The organism is Bacillus sp. MN7755 (assembly GCF_054771475.1).
In genome coordinates this window covers 365,026-385,494 of record NZ_BTRL01000012.1, presented here as the reverse complement: position 1 = coordinate 385,494, position 20,469 = coordinate 365,026, and the positions used below count along the sequence as shown (strand labels likewise).

The window sequence follows — 20,469 nt, the reverse complement described above, 5'->3', positions numbered from 1 at the left end:
GGAACAGAATTAGATAGCGATAGCAACGATATCAGTTGGGCATACACGTAAAATACCAGTAAAAGTATTTCGGTTTTGATTGTGCTTATCATCTTTGTCGTTATCTTTATTGTCTTTATCATTGTTATTACGAGCTAAAGCAGAGAAAAGAGCAACACCGTTAGCGAAACCTTCAAAAATTACATTGTTGAAAGTGCCATTACCTCTAATGCTTAAAAGAGAAAGTTCTGTTCCAACTGAAATGCTAGCAAGTACGTTACATACAGCTGGTTGTTGTGGTCTAACTACTTCTTTCTCTTTCTCTTTCTCATGATGTCTGCACTCTCTTTCATGATGATGACAGTCTCTAAAGTTATCACAGCATCCAAATGATCCAAACATAATCCTCATCACCCCCTTCACACTTATAATCTATGTAAGTTCGGTAATGAGTGACTGGACAGAGAGTGGAATTTTTTCTAGGGGATTTTCTCATTTTAAAAGACTAGTTGGGTGTTTATTACGGGATGATGTTTAAAATAGGATAGATATCACAAAAAAATGTAAAGACCACCGCAATGAATGAAATAGGTAGCCTTTACACTTTTTTGCTTTTATATAAAACGATGATATATACAGGAAGAGCTAAGAGTAGTGGTACAATGGATCGTGCAGTATGTTTTTCTGCTTCTAATTGGAATGCTTCTTCTTTTGGAAATTGTAAAACTGAAATGTTTGCAGCATCTCCAATAAAATATAGAAGCAGTACAGTTACTATGTAACATAAAAGTGCAATAAAGCTTCCGTATGAACTCAATGAAAATCCCTCTCTTGTTATCTATTTGTTATCATTGTATCACAATTGTAACAAAAATACACGGTTATATTTCGTTACTTTAACAAAATTCGACACAAAACGCCATTTGTTTGTATGGAAATAGCATGAAATTTACTATTTTTTTATATGTAGATGTCGAATAATACATTGTAATATTACGGATGTGTGACAGAACATAAAAAAACGAAGGTAATGAAATTACCTTCGTTTTTTATTATTTTGCCCATTCACTCACTTGTTCTACGCTCATTCGAGGTGCAGGATGACCTTTTAAAGTTGATTCACCAATTGTAATAAGCATAATTGGTACGTAACGAGATGAAACATTGAATTCTTCTGTAAGTGCTTGTGGGTTGAAACCACCAATAGCACAAGTATCCCAGCCAGTTGCTTTAGCCGCAAGCATAAGTTGCATTGCTGCTAAAGATGCATTTGAAAAGGCTGCATCTCTTGGGAATTGTTCACGAGCATATGCAGACTCAATATTTTTAGCTAAGCGCTCTTTTGCTTCTTCTTTCATAAATCCTTGTTCTACAATTGGACCATAAACTGGTTCAACGTTTTTATAAGCTTCTAAATCACCTAAAATAGCGACTACAGCTGAAGCATCAAGTATTTGTTGCTGGTTATAAGCAATTGGATGCAATCGTTTCTGTACATCTTCACCTTGGAATACGAGGAATTTCCAGTGCTGTAAGTTCCAAGCAGAAGGTGCTTGAGCAGCTCCCTTTAAAATCTCGTGTAACTCTGTAGATGAAATTTCTTTCTCTGGGTTGAATGCACGTGTAGATGTGCGTTCGTATAGAACATTAAAAAAGTTGTCGTTTGTCATTATATATCCTCCAAATTACAAATCAAATTATGAAAAAATACATGTAATATATTCTACTTACATTTTGTAAGTTGTCGAATTTAAGAATATAATATATTTATTTTAATTGTCAAGTTTTAAAGAGGAAGCTAGGGCATTCATACAAACGATACAATTCTTATAATCATACACTAAAAAAGGAATTTATAGAGTGAAAAAACGAAGAGAACATTCTCAATTAGCTTGTTAATATGAATTCCTCACTGATTAGAGTTTTTAGAGAACAATCTTTTAAAATGTTTGTGAGGAATTCAGTAGAACAAGATATATGAAGTGAGTGAAGACTAGTGATGAACATACTACATTTTTTATTAGAGAATACGGTTTTCCAAAATGTATTACAAGATCTTCAGTTAAATGTCCTTTATATAGAAAATGGATGCACACATCAACAAACGATAGAAAATATCCATCCAAAATGTATGTTTATAGCAAATAGTTTCGAAGAAGGAGAATTATTGTTTCAGAGGACTAAACCACATATTGTAATTATGTATGTAACAGATTTTTCTCAAATAAAATATATAAAGAATATGTATAATCCACAGGGTACATTTATTGTCATTTGGGATCAACATATAACAAGCAAGTTTGCAGAAGTGCTGACGTTAGGAATACGTAATATTGTAATAGCCCCTGTGACTCCACAAATGGTGTTAGAGGAAGTGAATAAGAGTTTGTATCAGCTTTCTTTAGTACGGCAAGTAAGTTTGCAACAAGAACTACTTCAAACGATGTTTGATTTTCAAAATGATCTATTATTTATAGTAGAAGATGATGAGATTGTTGATTGTAATACAAATTTTTTAGAGTTTTTTGGATATGAAAATTTGTTTGCCTATCGTGAGCAACATTTAGTATTTGCTGAACATTTCATTAGAGAAAATGGATACTATTCAACAACTCATGATATAACATGGTTAGATGATACATTATCATATGATAGAAGAATTAAGATGACCAATTATGAAGGGGAAGTGTCAACTTTTTTATTGCGTGCGACACCATTGCCAGAAGATTTATCAAGATTTATTGTGAAGTGTACAGAGATTACAGAATTAGATGAAATCTATCAAGAACAAGAAAGGCTTGCTATGATAGATTCGTTAACAGAGATTTATAATCGTTTGAAATTCCAACAAATACTAGAGGCAGAATGGGATAATGCGATGCGTAATAATGAAAACATAGCACTTATTTTATTTGATATAGATAATTTTAAAACAGTAAATGACACGTATGGCCATGATTTTGGTGACTTAGCATTAATTCAGCTTGCAGAGCTTATGAAATCTAAAGTGGAGCAGCAACATGTGTTTGCAAGGTGGGGAGGAGAAGAATTTATTATTTTAGTAACTAATACAGTAGAAAAAGAAGCATTTCAGGTTGCGGAATCATTACGATTTTTCATTGAAACAAAGCAATTCTCAGGAATTTCAAAATTAACAGCGAGTTTTGGAGTTGCATTATATGAACAAGGAATTACAAGAGAAGAATTAATGCAACGAGCGGATATTGCATTATATGAAGCGAAAAAAAATGGGAAAAATCAAGTGTGTGTATATAGAAAAGAAAAAAAGTGATTTTTCGCAACAAATTGTTGCGATTTTTTTTTATTGTTCGATAATAGAATGTAGGGGGGATTTTGAACGAAGGAATTATGGAGGAACAACATGATAAAAAAAATAATGACGATGGCTTCGCTGTCAGTTGTAGTTTGTGGTGAAGTATACTATTTTCTCTATAACCCCAATATAAAGGAAAGCACTGTATTAACCACTAAGGTGAATCCTACTATTGAATCAGAAGTACAAGAGAATATAGAAGAAAAAGAAGAACAGCAAATTGATTATGCTAGTATATCTCAAAAGTTAGATCAATATTTAATAGGAAAGCAATTTAATGGAACAGTTTTAGTAACAGATAAAGAGCATGTTATATTGAATAAAGGATATGGGTATGCTGATGTTCAAAATAAGATAGAGAATACACCTCAAACGAAATATCGTGTCGGTTCTATTACGAAAACAGTTGTGGCCACATCTATTTTGCAGCTACAGGAACAAGGGAAGCTAAATATTCAAGATAATGTAAATAAATATATTCCCTCTTTTCCAGTAGATAAAAATATTACTTTATATCATTTGTTAACACACACATCAGGTTTACCAGAAAGCGGAAAAGGGAAAGTGAATGCCGCTTCTCGTATAAACTTAGTAAATTGGATTGGAAGCCAAAAATTAGAATTTCCACCAGGCACAGGTTGGAAATATACAGATTATAATTATATGGTGCTTGCCTACATTATAGAAAGCATATCAAAAAAACCTTTAGGAGATTACATAAAAGAAAATATATTTACTAAAGCAGAAATGCATGAATCCGGTATGGGAAATATGGCTCAGGGAGATCAGCATTTTACTAAAGGATATGTAAAGAAAGAGAATGTACTTGAACCTGCACAAAAATTGTTAATGGATTGGTTATATGGATGCGGTGAGATGTATACAACAGTTGGCGATATGAAGAAGTTAGACGAAGCGATTATAAATGGGAAACTTCTTTCTGAACAAAGTATACAAGTGATGTTTTCACCGTCAACAGAACGAAAATATGCATTTAGTTTTTACATATATCCGGATTATTTTCATAATCATGGTGTACTATCTGGTTGGAACACTTTCAATAATTTTAATAAAGAAAAAGGGACTTTTGTTATTTTATTTTCAAATGTGAAAAATAGTATGGATGATGATTTTAATAAAGAGTTCCGAAAGATGGTAAGTGATTTATTAGAACAAAGGGGATGAGAAAATGGAAAATAAAAATTTATCAATAGGTTTCATCGGTATTGGAGTAATGGGAAAAAGTATGGTTCATCATTTAATGCAAGATGGTCATAAAGTATATGTATATAATAGAACGAAAGCGAAGACAGACTCTTTAGTGCAAGATGGTGCAAATTGGTGTGATACACCGAAAGAGTTAGTAAAGCAAGTTGATGTTGTAATGACTATGGTTGGATATCCACATGATGTAGAAGAAGTGTATTTTGGGATAGATGGGATTTTGGAGAATGCAAATGAAGGAACAATCGCAATTGATTTCACGACATCTACACCAACATTGGCAAAGCGTATTAATGAAGCTGGTAAAAGAAAGAATGTATATACGTTAGATGCGCCTGTATCTGGAGGAGACGTCGGTGCGAAAGAAGCAAGACTCGCAATTATGGTCGGTGGCGCGAAAGAAATATATGAAAAATGTTTACCGTTATTTGAAAAACTAGGAACAAATATTCAGTTGCAAGGACCAGCTGGAAGTGGACAACATACAAAAATGTGCAATCAAATTGCGATTGCTTCTAATATGATTGGGGTATGTGAAGCAGTTGCTTATGCGAAAAAAGCTGGATTAGATCCCGATAAAGTATTAGAGAGTATTTCTACTGGGGCAGCAGGTAGTTGGTCATTGAGTAATTTAGCTCCTCGAATGTTAAAGGGAGATTTTGAACCAGGATTTTATGTAAAGCATTTTATGAAAGATATGAAGATTGCTTTAGATGAGGCTGAAAAATTAAAATTACCAGTACCGGGTTTAAGTTTGGCGAAGGAATTGTATGAAGAGTTAATGAAAGACGGGGAAGAGGATAGCGGAACACAAGTGTTATACAAAAAATACATAGGGGGTAAGTGAGATGGATCTTCAAAAATTTGATGAGATGATTGATGCTGTACAACGAGCAACTTGTGTACAAATTAATGAAAAACAAAAAGAAGCTTTTAAACAAAAATATGATTTTGAACCGAAATTCGAATATGGAAGAGATGAGAAAGGGCATTACGTTATTCGAACTTCAAAAAAGATGCTAGAAGAAATGGAGTTTTATTTGGCATTGAAATATGATCAAGATGGAGTTAATCTTTATATGCAAGCAGAGATTGATGGTATATGCCACGTATCTGTTAGCTATAGTGAAGATGTCCTACATTTACAAGAATTGTTTCAATTTCTAGAAGAAAATAAATAAAAGTCCTCATTTGAGGACTTTTATTTATTTATATTTAATTTTATAATTATAAGCTAGAAGCACGGCGGCATCGTTCAATTGGGAATGGAATAACTTGCGCGATGTGATTAGGACCAAATTGTTTTGCACGAGCATGGCGTATTATATAAAATGCAGACAGAATTGAAACAGGAATAGCGCCGAACAAACCAAAAAGTAAAGCGCTTACACAAGATGCAACAAAACCTAAAACACCAACTTCTAACTCTTCCATAATAGCTCCTAGAATAACAGGAAGTGCTCCACACGTAACCCCTAGTATAAGTGCGATAAGTAAACTCATGATTATCCCCCTCTGTTTGCGATATTCTTTTCCTTCTTAGTTATTTGTAGTATATCATATACAAAACAGAATTTTCAGAAAAAATTCAAAAAAAGTTCAATAAATGTTCAAAAAGTGTTAAGAAATACACTTAAAAAATAGAAGGAGAAGATTGTTTTTGAACAGAAGGACTCATACGTTTGAGAAAATAAAAAATCAGGCTTATTTCATTTTTTGAAATAAGCCTGTTCCATAGGAGGATGTATATATGTAGAGTGAATAAAAGGTTGGAAAAGGGGATCCAAGTTCCTTTTATTCAACTAACTACCTTAATAGATTGGAACCCAGCCTTCAGCTGTAACAAAAATACGAATAGCTACAACTTGACGATCATCTTGCAAGGTGAAATAATGTCTTGCATTTTCAGGAACAGATATGAGATCACCTGGCTCAAGTTCAACGTCAAAGAATTTCCCATCTTTGCCTTCAATAGCAAAGATGCCATGCCCGCTAACAATAAAGCGAACTTCATCATCAGTATGATGGTGTTCTTTTTGAAAATTAATTAATAATTCGTCAAGGTTAGGTGTGCTATTTGAAAGTGAAATTACATCATGTGCTTTATAACCTCGACGTGCTGAAACATCAGCGATTTCTTTTGAAAACACAGCTAATATTTCAGCTTTGTTTTCATCTGTTAACGAATAATTTTCATTTAAATGAGGAGGAAGTTTAGAAATATTCCATTTCTCATATAAAACACTTTCCTCTTGTAAAAATTTAGATACTTCCACTTCATTTTCAATGCGAGTATTTACTTCATGAATACGAATTTGCGCCATTAGAAACGCCTCCTTGAATTGATAATAGTTTTATATGAAATTGGAATAAAAACTCATAAGCTTCTAATCTTTTCTTTGCATCAAAGCTATCTCGGCCCCACACGGTAATACCATGGTTACGGATTAATACTGCTCCCGAATCTCCTTGTATATGCTTTCGGAAGGTTTCTCCAAGCGTTGGGATGTGGGCATGGTTTTCAATAATAGGAATGTGGATTGTTGCACCTTCTTCCCAAATATCGAGAGCTTTAATAATTTCTTGATTTTGAAGGGTGACGGTATCACTATATAAGTTTGTGATGACATTATTATCAGTTGTATGAACATGAAGTACGCATCCAGCATTCGTATTGTTATAAATATGCGTATGCAAGATTGTTTCTGCTGAAGGGCGTAATTCAGTCTCTAATACGGGAACCCCTAGATGATCTACTAGGAGAAAATCATCTGGAGTCGTTTTTGTTTTATCTTTACCACTTGCTGTAATAAGAAAAGTAAGTGGCTCATGACTAACCTTTATAGAAATATTACCACTCGTTGCTGGAAACCAATTTCGTGTTGTTAATTCTTTTTTTATCTCGCTTAAGTCAAACCATTGACGAAACAGTTGTTTCATAATTTCACCTCCAACAAATGTTTTAATGCAAATTGAACATCATGAAATGTTTCAAAAGGTGTATAAGCAATATGATTCTCTTCACATTTTGTAATAAGGAAGTCACGGGCAAATACTTTATCTGCTTGTTTTGCAGCTTGTAAATCAGTAATTGAATCTCCAATCACAATATGGAAGTCATTCGTATCACTTAATTTACGGATTAAAGATGATTTGCATAATCCGCAATGATTTTGACAATGATGATCACAAGGATGAGGCCATTTAACGGTAATGTATTCACTTGAAAAGTCAGTTTCATTACAGTAAATTTGCTCTTTAGGAATGAGTCCTTGTAAGAGTGGATAGACGAAGAAATCCATTCCACCTGATATAACGTAAAAAGAAATGTCATTTTCATTTACAAATTGTATAAATTCATGAAAACCATTACGAATTTCAGCAGTCTCTATTAAAAATTGAATAATTTCATCGTGCAGATTAGTAGGTATTAATTGAAATAATTGAGAAACACCTTCTTGAATAGATAGCTCTTGTGATAAAATTCTATTCTTTACTTCTTCGGCTTCTGGTGGTGCGAATTTTTCCATAATGGACATAATGTTATCATTATTTGTAATCGTGCCATCAAAATCACAAAATACTTGAATACTCATAATTTCACCTCATGAGAGGGATTTCCCCATATTTGTAGTGCACTATGCAAGTTTATGTCATCTACTTCATGGAGTGGTTTATTTTGCAAAGTAGCATCAATTGCAGCACGGAAAGCTTTACCGCCGCCTTGCGCCCCATTTGGATGTCCGTGTATTCCGCCACCAGCATTAATAACAACATCTTTACCGAAATCTCGTAGAATAAAGGGAACGAAACCAGGATGAATACCAGCAGACGGAACAGAAAAGCTCTTCTTGAAAAATGCATCGTCTTCAGTTAAATATTTTGAGATAGCAAGAGCCTCCTCTTTTTCTAGCGCAACACTTCCGTATGGAGATGGGAATAATGAAAAGTCAGCCCCAGCATAACGTAGTAGCTTTCCGAGTAATAATGGAGATGAAACTCCATATAACTTGGATGCTGAATAAGCACCACTTACAGCAGGATGTGCCATAATAGGAACTGGGATTTCATCATCTTCTGCAAGTGATTGTAGTACATCTAGTCCGTAAGCAAATACGTTAAATAATAGAATATCAGCTCCAGCTTGCACTGCACGTTTCGCATTTTCTTTTAAATCAAAAGTTCGTCCTGTTAAATTTACGGCATATAACGTTTTATGTCCGTATGTTTCATATACGGATTGTAAAACTTCTTTTCCCGATACAATGCGTTTCGTAAGAGGTGTTAATGCATTTTCAAATAATATTTCATCATCTTTTACTATATCTACACCACCAATTGCTTGATCGCGTAATTGCGTTTTTAAATACCCAATATTTCGTCCAATCATTCCTTTAAAAATACTCATTAAAAGGGGACGCTCATGTACTTGTAAAAGGTTTCGAATACCATCTATCCCGAATTTTGGACCAGGAAAATGCTCTTTTAACTCATCTGAAAAAGTTAAATCAATTAATTTTACTTCGCCATCAAGTGATAGCTTTCCAAAGGTAGTCGTTAAAATCGCTGGTAAATCTGGACTGAAGTTTAATAACGGATATTCGATTTTAATAATCCCGCGTTTTACTTTTTTTCGTAAATACGAATTGGTATGTTCTTGTTCAGCTAATTCCTCAATATGAATGACATTGCCTTTATGCTGTTTTAATTGTTCTTGTAATAAATTTGGTAAATGGGTCCAAGAGCCAATTGTTAATCCGAGTGCAATTTGCTCGGCCTTTTTTTCTAAGTTATGTGAATCATCATGGATTAAATACGTCGCTATTATTCCGCTCATTGTTAAAACCTCCTAGTTAAATAAAAAAACCTCTCAGCTAAGGAGAGGTTTTTTTATAACCAGCTCCTTATCTGTCAGCGTAATGCTGCGAGAATTAGCACCGTGTCTACAATTATGTAGATCGGTTGCCGGGTTTCGTCGGGCTCGTCCCTCCACCTGCTCTTGATAAGAAGTATTTAGAAATGTTTAAATTTTTAAGATAACTGAATTTTGTCAGATATTATTCGCGTTGTCAATTATTTTTTGAAAAAATTTAATTTATCAATTCGATTAATGGCTTCTCGTAATCTATCTTCTGTATGCAAGAGACCAACACGGACGTACCCTTCGCCATGTTCACCAAATCCAACACCAGGAGCAACTGCAACGTGTGCTTTGTCTAGTAAAATATCAGAAAATTGCTCAGATGTATAACCTTCTGGTACAGGAAGCCATGCAAAGAATGAACCTGTTGGAATGTCTACATTCCAACCAATTGAGTGACAAGCTGAAATAAGAGCGTTTCTTCGAGATTCGTAACTATTTACAAGGTCTATTACGCAAGACTGTGAACTTAATAGTGCTTCGCGGGCAGCATCTTGAACTGCACCAAAAATACTAACATACATATGATCTTGTAATAAGTTAATTGTTTCGATCACACTTTCATTCCCTACAGCAAAAGCGATACGCCAGCCAGCCATATTGAAAGTTTTCGATAATGTGTAAATTTCGATTCCTGTATCTTTGGCACCGTCTGCTTGTAAGAAACTAACAGGCTTTTGACCATCGAACCCAATAGCACCGTAAGCAAAATCATGAACAACTAATATATTGTGTTTATTAGCAAAATGAATAGTTTCATCAAAAAAATCTTTTGATGCAGTAGCACCTGTAGGATTATTTGGATAGTTTAAAAACATTAATTTTGCACGCTCGGCAATAGAGTCATCAATTTTCGTATAATCTGGTAAAAAATTATTTTCTGCAATAAGCGGCATTGTTTTAAATTGTGCTTTTGCTAAAGCAACTCCTGATAAATAATCTGGATAGCCTGGATCGGGAACGAGAATAGTATCACCAGGGTTTGTAAAACAAACTGGTAATTCTACTAATCCAGCCTTTCCACCAAACAAAATAGCAACTTCAGTTTTTGGATTTACTACTACATCATATTCACGTTGATAGAATGTTGCCACGGCTTCTTTTAAACTTTCATGTCCGCGAAATGGCGGATATTTATGATGAATGGTCTTTTCTGCAGCATCTTGTAAAGCTTTTACGATATGCTGCGGTGTTGGTTGATCTGGATTACCTTGACCTAGATTAATAACATCGTGATCAGCTGCAACGACTTTATTAACTTTTGCAACAAGTGAAGCAAAAAATTGTGTTGGCAATGATGTTACTATCTCAGAAGGTTGGAATAATTTCATACTTTCCACCTCTTTTGAAAGTTGTTACAATTCTAGTGACAAATGATATAATCTTTCCAGTATTTTGTAAAGAAAAAAATGAGAATGGGGCTGAAAAAATGAAAGTCGCATGTATTCAAATGGATATTGTCTTTGGAGATGTAGAAAAAAATATTGAGAATGCTAAAAATAAAATAAGCGAAGCAATGAAGGAAAGACCAGATGTTATCGTCTTACCAGAACTATGGACAACAGGTTATGATTTAACGAGACTTTCTGAAATTGCAGATAGGGATGGATTGGAAACGAAAGAAAAGTTGATAGAATGGTCGAAACAATATGGTGTACATATTGTTGGTGGTTCTATAGCAAAGCAAACAGAACAAGGTGTTACAAATACAATGTATGTTGTAACTAATAAAGGAGAACTAGTCAATGAATATAGTAAAGTACATTTATTTCAGCTTATGGATGAACATAAATATTTAATCGCTGGAAATAGTACAGGTGAATTTAAGTTAGATGATGTAGAGTGTGCCGGCACAATTTGTTATGACATTCGTTTTCCAGAGTGGATGCGCGTTCATACTGCTAAAGGTGCAAAAGTTTTATTTGTTGTAGCAGAATGGCCATTAGTTCGTTTAGCACATTGGCGTTTGTTATTGCAAGCAAGAGCAGTTGAAAATCAGTGTTATGTTGTTGCATGTAATAGGGCAGGAAAAGATCCGAATAATGAGTTTGCCGGTCATTCTTTAATTGTCGACCCTTGGGGCGAAGTTGTTGTAGAAGCGAATGAAGAAGAATCAATTTTATTTGGAGAACTTACATTCGAGAAAATTAAAGAAGTACGCAAAGGAATTCCAGTTTTTGCAGATCGTCGTCCAGAATTATACAAATAAAATGTTGACAAGTGATTTTTATTCTTGGTATAGTCTTCAACATAAAGTTAAAAATTCAAAAAATTATACAACTCTTATCAAGAGCAGGTGGAGGGATTTGGCCCGATGAAGCCCAGCAACCGACCGTAATACCATTGTGAAATGGGGCGTTTACGCCAAAAGGCACGGTGCTAATTCCAGCAGAAAGTAAAACTTTCTGGCAGATAAGAGGGGAGAAGATAAACTTCAAACCTCTTTCTTAGTGGAAAGAGGTTTTTCTATGTCAGAAAAACCTCTGAATTTAAAAAAGGGGGAGAAGACGATGGGATATTATTCATTAACTGAAACAACAGCTATACAATATGCGAAAGAACACGGTTATTTTGCAAAGAAAGCAAATGTTGTTTGTCATGAAATTGGAGATGGAAATTTAAATTACGTGTTCAAATTAGATGATGGAGAGAAGTCTATTATAATAAAACAGGCACTGCCATATGCAAAAGTAGTTGGTGAGAGCTGGCCGTTATCTATAAAAAGAGCGACGATTGAAAGCAAGGCATTACAAATTTTTGCGAAGTATGTACCGGATTATGTTCCAGTAGTGCACAGTCATGATGAAGAGTTAGCAGTAACAGTAATAGAAGACTTATCAAGACTAACAATTACAAGAAAAGGATTAATAGATGGAGAAGAGTATCCACTTTTATCCCAACATATCGGTCGTTTTCTAGCGCATGTTTTATTTTATACTTCAGATTTCGGGTTAGAGTCAGAAGAGAAAAGGGTACTAGAAGGTACATTTGTAAACCCAGACCTTTGCAAAATTACAGAAGATTTAGTGTTTACAGATCCATTTGGCCATTACGATACAAATGATTATGAGCCAGATTTGCAGCTAGCTGTAGATGAACTATGGAGTGATAAAACGGTCAAACTAAAAGTGGCTCAGTATAAATATAAATTTTTAACGAGAAAAGAGGCACTCATTCATGGAGATTTACATACTGGAAGTATTTTTTCATCACCTTCTGAAACGAAAGTAATTGATCCAGAATTTGCAACGTACGGTCCATTTGGGTTTGACATCGGTCAATTTATTGCAAATCTATTATTGAATGCTTTATCTAGAGAAGAAGAACAGAGAAGGGTACTATTTTTCCATATAGAGAAGACGTGGAGTTATTTTGTAGAAACTTTTACGAGGTTATGGATTGGAGAAGGTGTAGAGGTATATACGAAAGAAAAGCAATGGCTACCAATTATTTTGCAAAATATTTTTACGGATGCTGTCGGATTTGCGGGATGTGAAATAATTCGTAGAACAATTGGCTTAGCTCATGTAGCAGATTTAGATGAAATAGCAAATAAAGAAGCGAGAATTCAAGCTAAGAAACAAGCGCTATCCTTAGGTAAAGAACTAATAAAGTATGAATCTAAGAGTGCTGATATTCAGCTGTTCCGAACACTATTTCAACAGACGGTTTCTGGAGGGATAAAAGCATGAGTACAATTGTTACTATTCCGAGGTCTGTCAGTTGGAAAGGGGATGCTATTGCAGTATTAAATCAAACAAAGTTGCCGCATAGCACAGAATATAAAACATTAACGACGATTGAAGAGGTATGGAAAAGCATTGTCATGCTAGAAGTACGAGGAGCACCTGCAATTGGAATTGTAGCTGCATTTGGCTTGGCGCTTGCATCAAAAAAATATACTACTTTACATATTGAAGAATTTCAAAAGAAGTTTAATAGGGATTGTAATTATTTGGGAACGTCACGCCCGACAGCAGTCAATTTATTTTGGGCAATTGATCGTATGAGAGAATCTATTCGAGACATTACTACAATAAAAGAAGCACAAAAAATATTAGAAGAAGAAGCGCTTCTCATTCAGCAAGAAGATGAAGCGGTATGCCGGAGTATTGGAGAACATGCCTTAACATGTTTTAAAGACGGTGATAACATTTTAACAATTTGTAACGCTGGCAGTATCGCAACTGCTAAATATGGTACTGCATTAGCACCGTTTTATATTGGGAAAGAAAAAGGTATACGTTTACATGCGTATGCGTGTGAAACAAGACCAGTTTTACAAGGCGGACGTTTAACAACTTGGGAATTAAAACAGGCAGATATTGATGTAACACTTATTATAGATAATACGGCAGCTCATGCTATTCAAACGAAAGAAATAAATGCGATTATTGTGGGAGCGGACCGAATTGTTGCAAATGGAGACACCGCAAATAAAATCGGAACAATGAATTTAGCTATATTAGCAAAGTATTTTGATATCCCATTTTACGTTGCAGCTCCGTTATCTACATTTGATATTACGAAACAAACAGGCTCTGAAATTGTTATTGAAGAAAGAGACGAAACAGAAGTTACGAAAATTTTTGGCAAACAAGTGGCACCAATTGGAACTGATGTTTATAATCCTGCATTTGACGTAACACCGAATGAATTAATTACAGGTATTGTTACTGAGAAAGGTATTATACGTGGAAATTATAAGCAAGAAATTGCATCATTGTTTGAAACAACAAGCTAATACATAATAGCTTGTTTTTTTATGCCTAAATGTGTTCGTTTCTCTTATTTATATAATGAAAGGAGGCGAAAAAGATGGAAGAGTGGATTAAGATGATAGGTAATGTAGGGTTTCCAATTGTTGTAACATTATATTTACTCCATCGGATTGAAAGTAAATTAGATGGGGTAATTGTTGCAATAGAAAAGTTGCCGCGGCAATTACTACAGTATGACGATCCACGGGATAAAAAATAAAGTTTGCTCTTCGTGAGCAAACTTTATTTTTATTGAGCAGTATAACCACCATCGATAACAACGGCTTGCCCGGTTATACCTTTCGCTTTTTCACTCGCTAAAAACATCGCATAATCAGCAATTTCTTGTACTTGTAATAAGCGTTTTTGTGGCACAAGTGGATAAATGACTTCTTCTAAAACATTTTCCAGTGGTACATTTCGAGTCGTGGCTAAGTCTTGTAGTTGGTTACGGACGAGAGGGGTATCGACATAACCAGGACAAAGGGCATTTACAGTAATACCATGCGTAGCGCCTTCTAAAGCAGCAACTTTTGTTAATCCAATTACGCCATGTTTGGCACTATTGTAGGCGGATTTTCCTGCAAATCCAACGAGGCCATTAATGGAAGCGACATTAATAATTCGGCCATACTTTTGTTTTTTCATGATTGGGAAGACATGCTTAATTGCGATAAAAGGAGCGATTTGCATAATTTTAATAAGTAGTTCGAACTTTTCGGTTGGAAAATCTTCAATCGGTGAAACGTGTTGCATTCCTGCGTTATTAATTAATATATGTAATGAACCAAAATGAGTAACTGTTTGAGAAATGGCAGCTGTAACTTCTTCTTCAGATGTAACATCACATTTTAAACCGATAGCTTGATAGCCTTCTTTTTGTAATTTTTCAGCAGCTTCTTTTGCACGTTCTTCAAGACGATCGGTAATAACAACTTTTGCACCTTCTTTTGCAAAAGCGTTTCCCATTTCATAACCAATACCACTTGCAGCGCCTGTTAAAAAAATAACTCGATTTGTAACCATGATGAAAAACATCCCTTCATAATAAAGTTTTCATATTGCTCTATTTAGAGAGGGTATAATAAAATTCCTGCAAACATTTGGAAAAATATTGTTAGCTATCTTGTTTTGCAAAATAGTCTCTGCTATACTATTTTGTAAAGCAAGATACTTACGCTTATCTATCTTGTAAAACAAGATAGTGGGAGGATTTGAATTATGTCGACAAGTCAAATGCTGAAAGGGATTTTAGAAGGATGTTTACTTGCTATTATTTCTGAAGGTGAAATATACGGTTATGAAATGAGTGAAAAGCTAGCGAAGTATGGCTTTACCATGGCAAGTGAAGGAAGTATTTATCCGTTATTAATACGGATGCAAAAGGAAGGATTAATAACAAGTGTAATGAAGGAATCTCCATCTGGCCCAAAGCGAAAATATTATACATTAACAGAAAAAGGTGAGGAAGCACTTGATGAATTTATGGATCGCTGGGAAGCGATGCAAAGTAGTGTGGAACGTCTACTTGAAGGGAAGGGGAGAAGAAAATAATGTTATCAAATGAAGCACGGAAGTTTTTATTAGATATGAGATTATTTTTGACCGCAAAGGGTGTGAAAGAAAGCGACATTGAGAGCTTTATCGAAGACGCAGAACTTCATTTAATAGAAGGTGAAAGTGATGGGAAAAGAGTAGAAGATATTTTCGGAAGCTCACCGAAAGAATATGCAAATGAACTTGTAAAAGTGATGGAAAAAGATAGACAGGAAACGTGGAAGCAAATTGGTTTTACAGTAATGAATATCGTATCTTTTTGGATTATTGCTTCTATCTTAATAGTGAATAACGGAATTCTACAGATTTCACTTATTCAGTGCATTGGCTATAGCTTTACATTGATCGTAGCTGTAATGGGGCCTAATTTTCTACTTCGTAAAATGACCTTCGTAACAAGCTTTACAAAAACATGGTTTTCTATGTGGTTTTTAGTCATGATTGCGCCAATGTTTTTAATAGGAGTTGTTACGATATTAGATGTAATATATCCTACCAAAATGTTTACATTCACCGAAATGCAAAGTTATATATTAGCTGGTGGGATTTTTATTATCACAGTGGCGATAAATATGTATTTTGAAGGATGGTTTAAAAACTTATATTTAATCATTCCGCTTTCGATTATGTTAGTGTTTAAAACATTTACATCAGAAGACCTCGTTCCAATATTATTTCAAATTATATGTTTATACGGAAGTTTGTTTATTTTAATTTTCCTTGAAATTATGATGAAGACAAATAGAAGAGAAGCGGTTAAATAAGGGAGGGGTTATCATGCAGATTTCTAAAGAAGGAGAAAAGTTTTTAATCGATACGAAAGTGTATTTAATAACAAAAGGAATTAAAGAAGAAGATGTGGACGCTTTTATAGAAGATGCAGAACTTCATTTAATAGAAGGCGAAAAAGAGGGAAAGACGGTAAGTGATATATTTGGTGATTCGCCAAAAGAGTATGCGGAAGAATTAGCGAAAGAGATGGAGAAGGATAAAGGCGGGAGTATAAAGAGTATTCTTGCGATGATAATTGGTATTGGTGGGTATTGGATATTAACTCATATTTTATTTAATAATCCGAATCAGCAATTCACACTAACAAATATACAGTTAATCGGCTATCCTATCGTCTTAATCATTACAATTATTGGAACAATTGTTGCATTTAGAATGTCTTCTTTTAAAAATAAGTTTGTAGAGTTCGGGATTATTTACGTAATAGTAATGGTCCCCATCTTATTATTAGTATTATTGATGTTTATTGATAAATGGTACGGTGCACCTATTTTGCAATTGTCGACAATACAAACATATATATTAGCAGCAAGTATCTTTTTATTACTTTTCGTTGGAGAAGTGTACGTTCTTGGTTGGATGGGTGTTTTAGTGCTAATTGTTCCTTTAGCGATTATGTTTATATTTAAAGACTTAGAAGAAAGAAATGTATTTTGGGGAATTGCAAAGATATTATTTATGTATGGAAGTATATATGGATTAATGCGATGGTCTTTAAGAATTGAAGAGAGAAAAAGTGTGAACTAGAAGTTCAATAAAAAGTGGCTGCTCTGGATATGCAAAAAAATTATTTCCAAAGAAATATTATATAGAGATTTTTAGAGTAATTGTATTTATGTTTAGTTGTATATTTGCATCCGTTGCAGCCGGAATTTAGTTTATTGATTGGAATATATTGTTTTAAACAGTAACAATGTCGTTACTGTTTTTTTCTTTGCAATAAAGAGCTTTGTAAAGAGAGTGCTTTTTGTTCGTTCGTTAATAGAGACTGAATATGAACATTTTCTGGGCGCGGGACTATCGGATACATAAGATTTGTTGGAGAAGGATGGTGCTCCGAACCAATTGGGGAATGAGGATCAGCGTGAGTAAGTTTTCCGTGAACACGTCTTGTAAATAAAATATGACCGATTTCGTGAGCGAGCGTATATATATTTTTTATGGGAGCAGCCGAGTTTGTTAAAACGATATACCCTGTAAGTTGCTGCTGTTTTGCTAAAGAGTAAGCACAGGCAATTACTGCTGTTTCTTTAAAATAATCACTGCCAATATAACAAATGTAAAGGTCGCATTCAGGAGCTTCATTTACACATGTTTGGAAAAAGGATGCTAATTTTTCCTGACTTTGAATAGAATTTTTATAACTAATTTCACGGTCAGAAAAACGGAAAAGCTCATTTAAAACAATTACTTCTTGAATTTGAAATGTAATGGGGTGCCAAATTGATTCTGCAACAGCTAAATCTTTTGCAATACGATCATCAGAAATATCGGCGCCTGGAGTAATGCAAATACATATATTGACGTATGGATCCATAAGGAACACCTCAACTGAAAAAATTCTTCCTATAATATATGTGGAAAAAAGGTGCTATGTATGGATAAACGCCTTTTTTATTACATGAATATATAGATGACAAGTCGAAAAATTTTCATAGTTCTATAACATGGTGTAGCTGTCTTTTTGATATAGTAAAGGAAAGGGGGAGAATATATGTATACATTAAAAATCGTTTCAGACAGAGAAGCACTTTATCAATTTGCAAGTTATGTAAGAGTTGTACAAGGGGTTGAAGATGTATATGTAGAGGTGGGAGAACCTTTATATGAACATCCTTTAATGAAGTTTTATGTACATATTAAGCTGAAAGAAACATATGAGCAGCATAAAGTTTTACAGGAAATAGCAAGATTAGTAGAATTAGGTCGTTTTACATATGTCCATTATCGTAATGATGAAATAGAAGAAGCTTTTGAAGCTGTAAAATATGAAAGTTTTAAGAAATAAAGGTAAAAAAAGGAGGCGGAAGCTTCCTTTTTTCTTTAAAATTACATCAACAAAAGGAGAAAAATTTTGTTATGATAAGGGAGGGTGAGGAAAGGAGAGTTTACATATTGGGGTATATTGAAGAGTTACGCAAAGTCGTTGGTACAAGGCCGCTTATTCTAGTAGGGTCAGCAATTATTATCTTAAATGATAATCAAGAAGTATTGCTTCAATATCGTTCAGATACATATGATTGGGGTGTACCTGGCGGGGCGATGGAGTTAGGAGAAACGACAGAAGAAACTGCTCGCAGAGAACTATTTGAAGAGACGGGACTAAATGCGAAAATTATGCAATTTATCGGGGTTCTTTCGGGAAAAGAAGTGTACTTCCAATATCCAAATGGAGATGAAATTTTTAATGTCATTCATCTGTATCAGGGGCATCATGTGAGTGGGGAAGTTAAACTTGATCATGAAGGATTACAGCTTCAATATTTTCCGGTAGATAAGTTACCGAATTTGAATAAAACAACAGAGAAAATTTTACAAAAATTCCTATATGCATTAACAGAATAGAAGGGTAATTCCTTCTATTTTTATTATATTAAATATTTTGATTTTTTAGTATGTTTATAGTATGATAGTTGTAGACATACATCTTATGGAATTTCACCTAAAAACTGACTAGGGTACATAAGAGAGGGGCAAGTGCAAAATGCATAATGTTGTTATTACAGCTGCAGTTCGTTCGCCAATTGGAACTTTTGGAGGAGCGCTAAAAAATGTAACGCCAGTAGAATTAGCGGTTCCTGTACTTCAGGAAGCTGTAAAACGAGGCGGGGTAGAACCACATGAAGTTGATGAAGTGATTTTAGGTCATTGTATTCAAAGAACTGATGAAGCAAATACGGCGAGAACGGCTGCATTAGCGGCAGGATTTCCTGACACAGTTACGGGTTATACAATCCAACGCCAATGTTCTTCAGGTATGCAAGCAATTATGTCAGCTGCAATGCAAATTCAATTAGGTGTAAGTGATGTTGTTATTGCAGGTGGAGTAGAAGCAATGAGTTCAAGCCCTTATGCATTGAAACAGCACCGCTGGGGACAACGTCTACAGCACGGAGAAATTCGTGATACGGTGTGGGAAGTGTTAGAAGATCCGATTCATCATATTATGATGGGGGAGACAGCGGAAAACTTAGTTGACCAATATGAAATTACAAGAGAGGAACAAGATGAAGTTGCGCTTCGCAGTCATACATTGGCACTGCAGGCAATCGAGTCTGGATACTTTGACGATCAGATTGTTCCTATTACGATAAAAGAACGTAGAAAAGAAGTAGTATTTTCGAAGGATGAACATCCACGTGCTGACATTACAGCGGAAAAATTAGCAGGGTTAAAACCAGCTTTCCGTAAAGATGGATCTGTAACGGCAGGGAATGCATCTGGTCTGAATGACGGAAGTGCGGTTCTAGTATTAATGAGCGAAGAAAAAGCGAAAGAAAAAGGCTTACAACCGTTAGCTAGAATTGTTGGCTATTCAGTAGCTGGAGTAGATCCAAAAATTATGGGTATTGGACCAGCACCAGCAATTCGTAAAGGATTAGAAAAAGTAGATTGGTCATTAGAAGATGCAGATTTACTTGAAATTAATGAAGCTTTCGCTGCACAATACCTAGCTGTAGAGAAAGAATTAGGTTTAGACCGTGAGAAAGTAAATGTAAACGGTAGTGGTGTAGGACTTGGGCATCCAATCGGTTGTACAGGAGCTCGTATCACTGTAAGTTTAATTCATGAATTGAAGAGACGCGGGTTAGAAAAAGGAATTGCCTCTCTATGCGTCGGCGGCGGTATTGGGGTAGCATTATTTATAGAAGCACTATAAAAAAGAAGCAGCAATCGCTGCT

The 20,469-nt window shown here is 34.7% G+C and carries 25 protein-coding genes, 1 pseudogene and 2 riboswitches; of the genes and pseudogenes, 15 read left to right on the top strand and 11 right to left on the bottom strand.

Annotated elements, in window-relative coordinates; all coding sequences use genetic code 11:
* Nucleotides 1-9: 9 nt before the first annotated feature.
* From ACYVEC_RS14080 to ACYVEC_RS14070, 3 genes are all read right to left on the bottom strand, one after another.
* Entirely contained in the window at nucleotides 10-381 is a 372-nt protein-coding gene (locus ACYVEC_RS14080) for a DUF3915 family protein (RefSeq protein ID WP_063223094.1), read from the bottom strand.
* Nucleotides 382-577: 196 nt separating this feature from the next.
* On the bottom strand, nucleotides 578-796 hold the full coding sequence (locus ACYVEC_RS14075; RefSeq protein WP_060632133.1) for a hypothetical protein: 219 nt from the start codon (nucleotides 794-796) through the stop codon (nucleotides 578-580).
* Between the two features lie 235 nt (nucleotides 797-1,031).
* A complete protein-coding gene (locus tag ACYVEC_RS14070; RefSeq protein ID WP_000180385.1) occupies nucleotides 1,032-1,649 on the bottom strand; it encodes a nitroreductase family protein in 618 nt (205 codons plus the stop codon).
* A 329-nt stretch (nucleotides 1,650-1,978) separates the two neighbouring features.
* On the opposite strand from ACYVEC_RS14070, the gene ACYVEC_RS14065 reads away from it, so the two are divergent.
* From ACYVEC_RS14065 to ACYVEC_RS14050, 4 genes are all read left to right on the top strand, one after another.
* Nucleotides 1,979-3,271, top strand: coding sequence for a GGDEF domain-containing protein (locus ACYVEC_RS14065; RefSeq protein ID WP_063223095.1), 1,293 nt, complete (start codon nucleotides 1,979-1,981; stop codon nucleotides 3,269-3,271).
* A 90-nt stretch (nucleotides 3,272-3,361) separates the two neighbouring features.
* Nucleotides 3,362-4,498, top strand: a complete 1,137-nt coding sequence (locus ACYVEC_RS14060; RefSeq protein ID WP_275719482.1) for a serine hydrolase domain-containing protein — start codon at nucleotides 3,362-3,364, stop codon at nucleotides 4,496-4,498.
* A gap of 4 nt (nucleotides 4,499-4,502) precedes the next feature.
* On the top strand, nucleotides 4,503-5,384 hold the full coding sequence (locus tag ACYVEC_RS14055; protein ID WP_063223097.1) for an NAD(P)-dependent oxidoreductase: 882 nt from the start codon (nucleotides 4,503-4,505) through the stop codon (nucleotides 5,382-5,384).
* Nucleotide 5,385: 1 nt separating this feature from the next.
* Nucleotides 5,386-5,718, top strand: a complete 333-nt coding sequence (locus ACYVEC_RS14050) for a DUF3909 family protein (RefSeq protein WP_063223098.1) — start codon at nucleotides 5,386-5,388, stop codon at nucleotides 5,716-5,718.
* Between the two features lie 46 nt (nucleotides 5,719-5,764).
* Here the strand turns inward: ACYVEC_RS14050 and ACYVEC_RS14045 are convergent, their stop codons facing one another.
* The 6 genes from ACYVEC_RS14045 to ACYVEC_RS14020 all read right to left on the bottom strand — a co-directional run bounded on the left by ACYVEC_RS14045 (nucleotide 5,765) and on the right by ACYVEC_RS14020 (nucleotide 10,789).
* The gene (locus tag ACYVEC_RS14045) at nucleotides 5,765-6,040 is read right to left on the bottom strand and encodes a hypothetical protein (protein WP_063223099.1); all 276 of its coding nucleotides are present in this window, start codon (nucleotides 6,038-6,040) and stop codon (nucleotides 5,765-5,767) included.
* A 308-nt stretch (nucleotides 6,041-6,348) separates the two neighbouring features.
* Nucleotides 6,349-6,861: a 1,2-dihydroxy-3-keto-5-methylthiopentene dioxygenase gene (locus ACYVEC_RS14040; protein ID WP_063223100.1), complete on the bottom strand. Its 513-nt coding sequence runs from the start codon at nucleotides 6,859-6,861 to the stop codon at nucleotides 6,349-6,351.
* Complete coding sequence (locus tag ACYVEC_RS14035) at nucleotides 6,839-7,477, bottom strand: methylthioribulose 1-phosphate dehydratase (RefSeq protein WP_063223101.1); 639 nt, start codon at nucleotides 7,475-7,477, stop codon at nucleotides 6,839-6,841. The genes ACYVEC_RS14040 and ACYVEC_RS14035 overlap by 23 nt, the downstream gene beginning before the upstream one ends.
* Nucleotides 7,474-8,133: a 2-hydroxy-3-keto-5-methylthiopentenyl-1-phosphate phosphatase gene (gene mtnX / locus ACYVEC_RS14030; protein ID WP_063223102.1), complete on the bottom strand. Its 660-nt coding sequence runs from the start codon at nucleotides 8,131-8,133 to the stop codon at nucleotides 7,474-7,476. Before mtnX ends, ACYVEC_RS14035 begins: the two co-directional genes overlap by 4 nt.
* On the bottom strand, nucleotides 8,130-9,374 hold the full coding sequence (gene mtnW, locus ACYVEC_RS14025) for a 2,3-diketo-5-methylthiopentyl-1-phosphate enolase (RefSeq protein WP_063223103.1): 1,245 nt from the start codon (nucleotides 9,372-9,374) through the stop codon (nucleotides 8,130-8,132). The genes mtnX and mtnW overlap by 4 nt, the downstream gene beginning before the upstream one ends.
* A gap of 64 nt (nucleotides 9,375-9,438) precedes the next feature.
* Nucleotides 9,439-9,546, bottom strand: a riboswitch (SAM riboswitch).
* A 64-nt stretch (nucleotides 9,547-9,610) separates the two neighbouring features.
* Nucleotides 9,611-10,789, bottom strand: coding sequence for a pyridoxal phosphate-dependent aminotransferase (locus ACYVEC_RS14020; protein ID WP_063223104.1), 1,179 nt, complete (start codon nucleotides 10,787-10,789; stop codon nucleotides 9,611-9,613).
* Nucleotides 10,790-10,803: 14 nt separating this feature from the next.
* Between ACYVEC_RS14020 and ACYVEC_RS14015 the strand changes: the two genes are divergently transcribed.
* From ACYVEC_RS14015 to ACYVEC_RS14000, 4 genes are all read left to right on the top strand, one after another.
* On the top strand, nucleotides 10,804-11,667 hold the full coding sequence (locus tag ACYVEC_RS14015; RefSeq protein ID WP_033691466.1) for a carbon-nitrogen family hydrolase: 864 nt from the start codon (nucleotides 10,804-10,806) through the stop codon (nucleotides 11,665-11,667).
* Between the two features lie 71 nt (nucleotides 11,668-11,738).
* Nucleotides 11,739-11,877: riboswitch (SAM riboswitch) on the top strand.
* 91 nt (nucleotides 11,878-11,968) lie between these two features.
* Nucleotides 11,969-13,150: an S-methyl-5-thioribose kinase gene (mtnK, locus tag ACYVEC_RS14010; RefSeq protein WP_063223105.1), complete on the top strand. Its 1,182-nt coding sequence runs from the start codon at nucleotides 11,969-11,971 to the stop codon at nucleotides 13,148-13,150.
* Nucleotides 13,147-14,202, top strand: coding sequence for an S-methyl-5-thioribose-1-phosphate isomerase (gene mtnA / locus ACYVEC_RS14005; protein ID WP_063223106.1), 1,056 nt, complete (start codon nucleotides 13,147-13,149; stop codon nucleotides 14,200-14,202). Before mtnK ends, mtnA begins: the two co-directional genes overlap by 4 nt.
* A gap of 74 nt (nucleotides 14,203-14,276) precedes the next feature.
* Entirely contained in the window at nucleotides 14,277-14,438 is a 162-nt protein-coding gene (locus ACYVEC_RS14000; protein WP_000393331.1) for a YvrJ family protein, read from the top strand.
* A gap of 29 nt (nucleotides 14,439-14,467) precedes the next feature.
* Here the strand turns inward: ACYVEC_RS14000 and ACYVEC_RS13995 are convergent, their stop codons facing one another.
* Nucleotides 14,468-15,244 (bottom strand): 3-hydroxybutyrate dehydrogenase, encoded by a 777-nt coding sequence (locus tag ACYVEC_RS13995; RefSeq protein ID WP_063223107.1) that lies wholly within the window; start codon nucleotides 15,242-15,244, stop codon nucleotides 14,468-14,470.
* Between the two features lie 195 nt (nucleotides 15,245-15,439).
* Here ACYVEC_RS13995 and ACYVEC_RS13990 point away from each other — a divergent pair, with 195 nt between their 5' ends.
* The 4 genes and pseudogenes from ACYVEC_RS13990 to ACYVEC_RS13975 all read left to right on the top strand — a co-directional run.
* A complete protein-coding gene (locus ACYVEC_RS13990; RefSeq protein WP_000107977.1) occupies nucleotides 15,440-15,772 on the top strand; it encodes a PadR family transcriptional regulator in 333 nt (110 codons plus the stop codon).
* Nucleotides 15,772-16,539 carry a DUF1129 domain-containing protein gene (locus ACYVEC_RS13985; protein ID WP_063223108.1) on the top strand — a complete coding sequence of 256 codons (768 nt, stop codon included), beginning with the start codon at nucleotides 15,772-15,774 and terminating at the stop codon, nucleotides 16,537-16,539. Before ACYVEC_RS13990 ends, ACYVEC_RS13985 begins: the two co-directional genes overlap by 1 nt.
* Before the next feature lie 13 nt (nucleotides 16,540-16,552).
* Nucleotides 16,553-17,314, top strand: a complete 762-nt coding sequence (locus ACYVEC_RS13980) for a DUF1129 domain-containing protein (protein WP_063223109.1) — start codon at nucleotides 16,553-16,555, stop codon at nucleotides 17,312-17,314.
* Nucleotides 17,315-17,326: 12 nt separating this feature from the next.
* Nucleotides 17,327-17,444 (top strand): annotated as a pseudogene (locus ACYVEC_RS13975) (DNA-binding protein); the annotation flags it as partial.
* A 42-nt stretch (nucleotides 17,445-17,486) separates the two neighbouring features.
* Here ACYVEC_RS13975 and ACYVEC_RS13970 read toward each other — a convergent pair.
* The gene (locus tag ACYVEC_RS13970; protein ID WP_063223110.1) at nucleotides 17,487-18,104 is read right to left on the bottom strand and encodes an ImmA/IrrE family metallo-endopeptidase; all 618 of its coding nucleotides are present in this window, start codon (nucleotides 18,102-18,104) and stop codon (nucleotides 17,487-17,489) included.
* A 177-nt stretch (nucleotides 18,105-18,281) separates the two neighbouring features.
* On the opposite strand from ACYVEC_RS13970, the gene ACYVEC_RS13965 reads away from it, so the two are divergent.
* The 3 genes from ACYVEC_RS13965 to ACYVEC_RS13955 all read left to right on the top strand — a co-directional run bounded on the left by ACYVEC_RS13965 (nucleotide 18,282) and on the right by ACYVEC_RS13955 (nucleotide 20,447).
* The gene (locus ACYVEC_RS13965; protein WP_000288331.1) at nucleotides 18,282-18,575 is read left to right on the top strand and encodes a DUF3928 family protein; all 294 of its coding nucleotides are present in this window, start codon (nucleotides 18,282-18,284) and stop codon (nucleotides 18,573-18,575) included.
* A gap of 107 nt (nucleotides 18,576-18,682) precedes the next feature.
* Complete coding sequence (locus ACYVEC_RS13960) at nucleotides 18,683-19,132, top strand: NUDIX hydrolase (protein ID WP_063223111.1); 450 nt, start codon at nucleotides 18,683-18,685, stop codon at nucleotides 19,130-19,132.
* A 139-nt stretch (nucleotides 19,133-19,271) separates the two neighbouring features.
* Complete coding sequence (locus ACYVEC_RS13955) at nucleotides 19,272-20,447, top strand: acetyl-CoA C-acetyltransferase (protein WP_063223112.1); 1,176 nt, start codon at nucleotides 19,272-19,274, stop codon at nucleotides 20,445-20,447.
* Nucleotides 20,448-20,469 lie beyond the last annotated feature (22 nt).

Bases quoted from the DNA above. Each gene is read 5' to 3' on its own strand.
- ACYVEC_RS14080 (WP_063223094.1), bottom strand. From the start codon at position 381: ATGTTTGGATCATTTGGATGCTGTGATAACTTTAGAGACTGTCATCAT.
- ACYVEC_RS14070 (WP_000180385.1), bottom strand. From the start codon at position 1,649: ATGACAAACGACAACTTTTTTAATGTTCTATACGAACGCACATCTACA.
- ACYVEC_RS14065 (WP_063223095.1), top strand. From the start codon at position 1,979: ATGAACATACTACATTTTTTATTAGAGAATACGGTTTTCCAAAATGTA.
- ACYVEC_RS14060 (WP_275719482.1), top strand. From the start codon at position 3,362: ATGATAAAAAAAATAATGACGATGGCTTCGCTGTCAGTTGTAGTTTGT.
- ACYVEC_RS14055 (WP_063223097.1), top strand. From the start codon at position 4,503: ATGGAAAATAAAAATTTATCAATAGGTTTCATCGGTATTGGAGTAATG.
- ACYVEC_RS14050 (WP_063223098.1), top strand. From the start codon at position 5,386: ATGGATCTTCAAAAATTTGATGAGATGATTGATGCTGTACAACGAGCA.
- ACYVEC_RS14045 (WP_063223099.1), bottom strand. From the start codon at position 6,040: ATGAGTTTACTTATCGCACTTATACTAGGGGTTACGTGTGGAGCACTT.
- ACYVEC_RS14040 (WP_063223100.1), bottom strand. From the start codon at position 6,861: ATGGCGCAAATTCGTATTCATGAAGTAAATACTCGCATTGAAAATGAA.
- ACYVEC_RS14035 (WP_063223101.1), bottom strand. From the start codon at position 7,477: ATGAAACAACTGTTTCGTCAATGGTTTGACTTAAGCGAGATAAAAAAA.
- mtnX (WP_063223102.1), bottom strand. From the start codon at position 8,133: ATGAGTATTCAAGTATTTTGTGATTTTGATGGCACGATTACAAATAAT.
- mtnW (WP_063223103.1), bottom strand. From the start codon at position 9,374: ATGAGCGGAATAATAGCGACGTATTTAATCCATGATGATTCACATAAC.
- ACYVEC_RS14020 (WP_063223104.1), bottom strand. From the start codon at position 10,789: ATGAAATTATTCCAACCTTCTGAGATAGTAACATCATTGCCAACACAA.
- mtnK (WP_063223105.1), top strand. From the start codon at position 11,969: ATGGGATATTATTCATTAACTGAAACAACAGCTATACAATATGCGAAA.
- mtnA (WP_063223106.1), top strand. From the start codon at position 13,147: ATGAGTACAATTGTTACTATTCCGAGGTCTGTCAGTTGGAAAGGGGAT.
- ACYVEC_RS14000 (WP_000393331.1), top strand. From the start codon at position 14,277: ATGGAAGAGTGGATTAAGATGATAGGTAATGTAGGGTTTCCAATTGTT.
- ACYVEC_RS13995 (WP_063223107.1), bottom strand. From the start codon at position 15,244: ATGGTTACAAATCGAGTTATTTTTTTAACAGGCGCTGCAAGTGGTATT.
- ACYVEC_RS13990 (WP_000107977.1), top strand. From the start codon at position 15,440: ATGTCGACAAGTCAAATGCTGAAAGGGATTTTAGAAGGATGTTTACTT.
- ACYVEC_RS13985 (WP_063223108.1), top strand. From the start codon at position 15,772: ATGTTATCAAATGAAGCACGGAAGTTTTTATTAGATATGAGATTATTT.
- ACYVEC_RS13980 (WP_063223109.1), top strand. From the start codon at position 16,553: ATGCAGATTTCTAAAGAAGGAGAAAAGTTTTTAATCGATACGAAAGTG.
- ACYVEC_RS13970 (WP_063223110.1), bottom strand. From the start codon at position 18,104: ATGGATCCATACGTCAATATATGTATTTGCATTACTCCAGGCGCCGAT.
- ACYVEC_RS13965 (WP_000288331.1), top strand. From the start codon at position 18,282: ATGTATACATTAAAAATCGTTTCAGACAGAGAAGCACTTTATCAATTT.
- ACYVEC_RS13955 (WP_063223112.1), top strand. From the start codon at position 19,272: ATGCATAATGTTGTTATTACAGCTGCAGTTCGTTCGCCAATTGGAACT.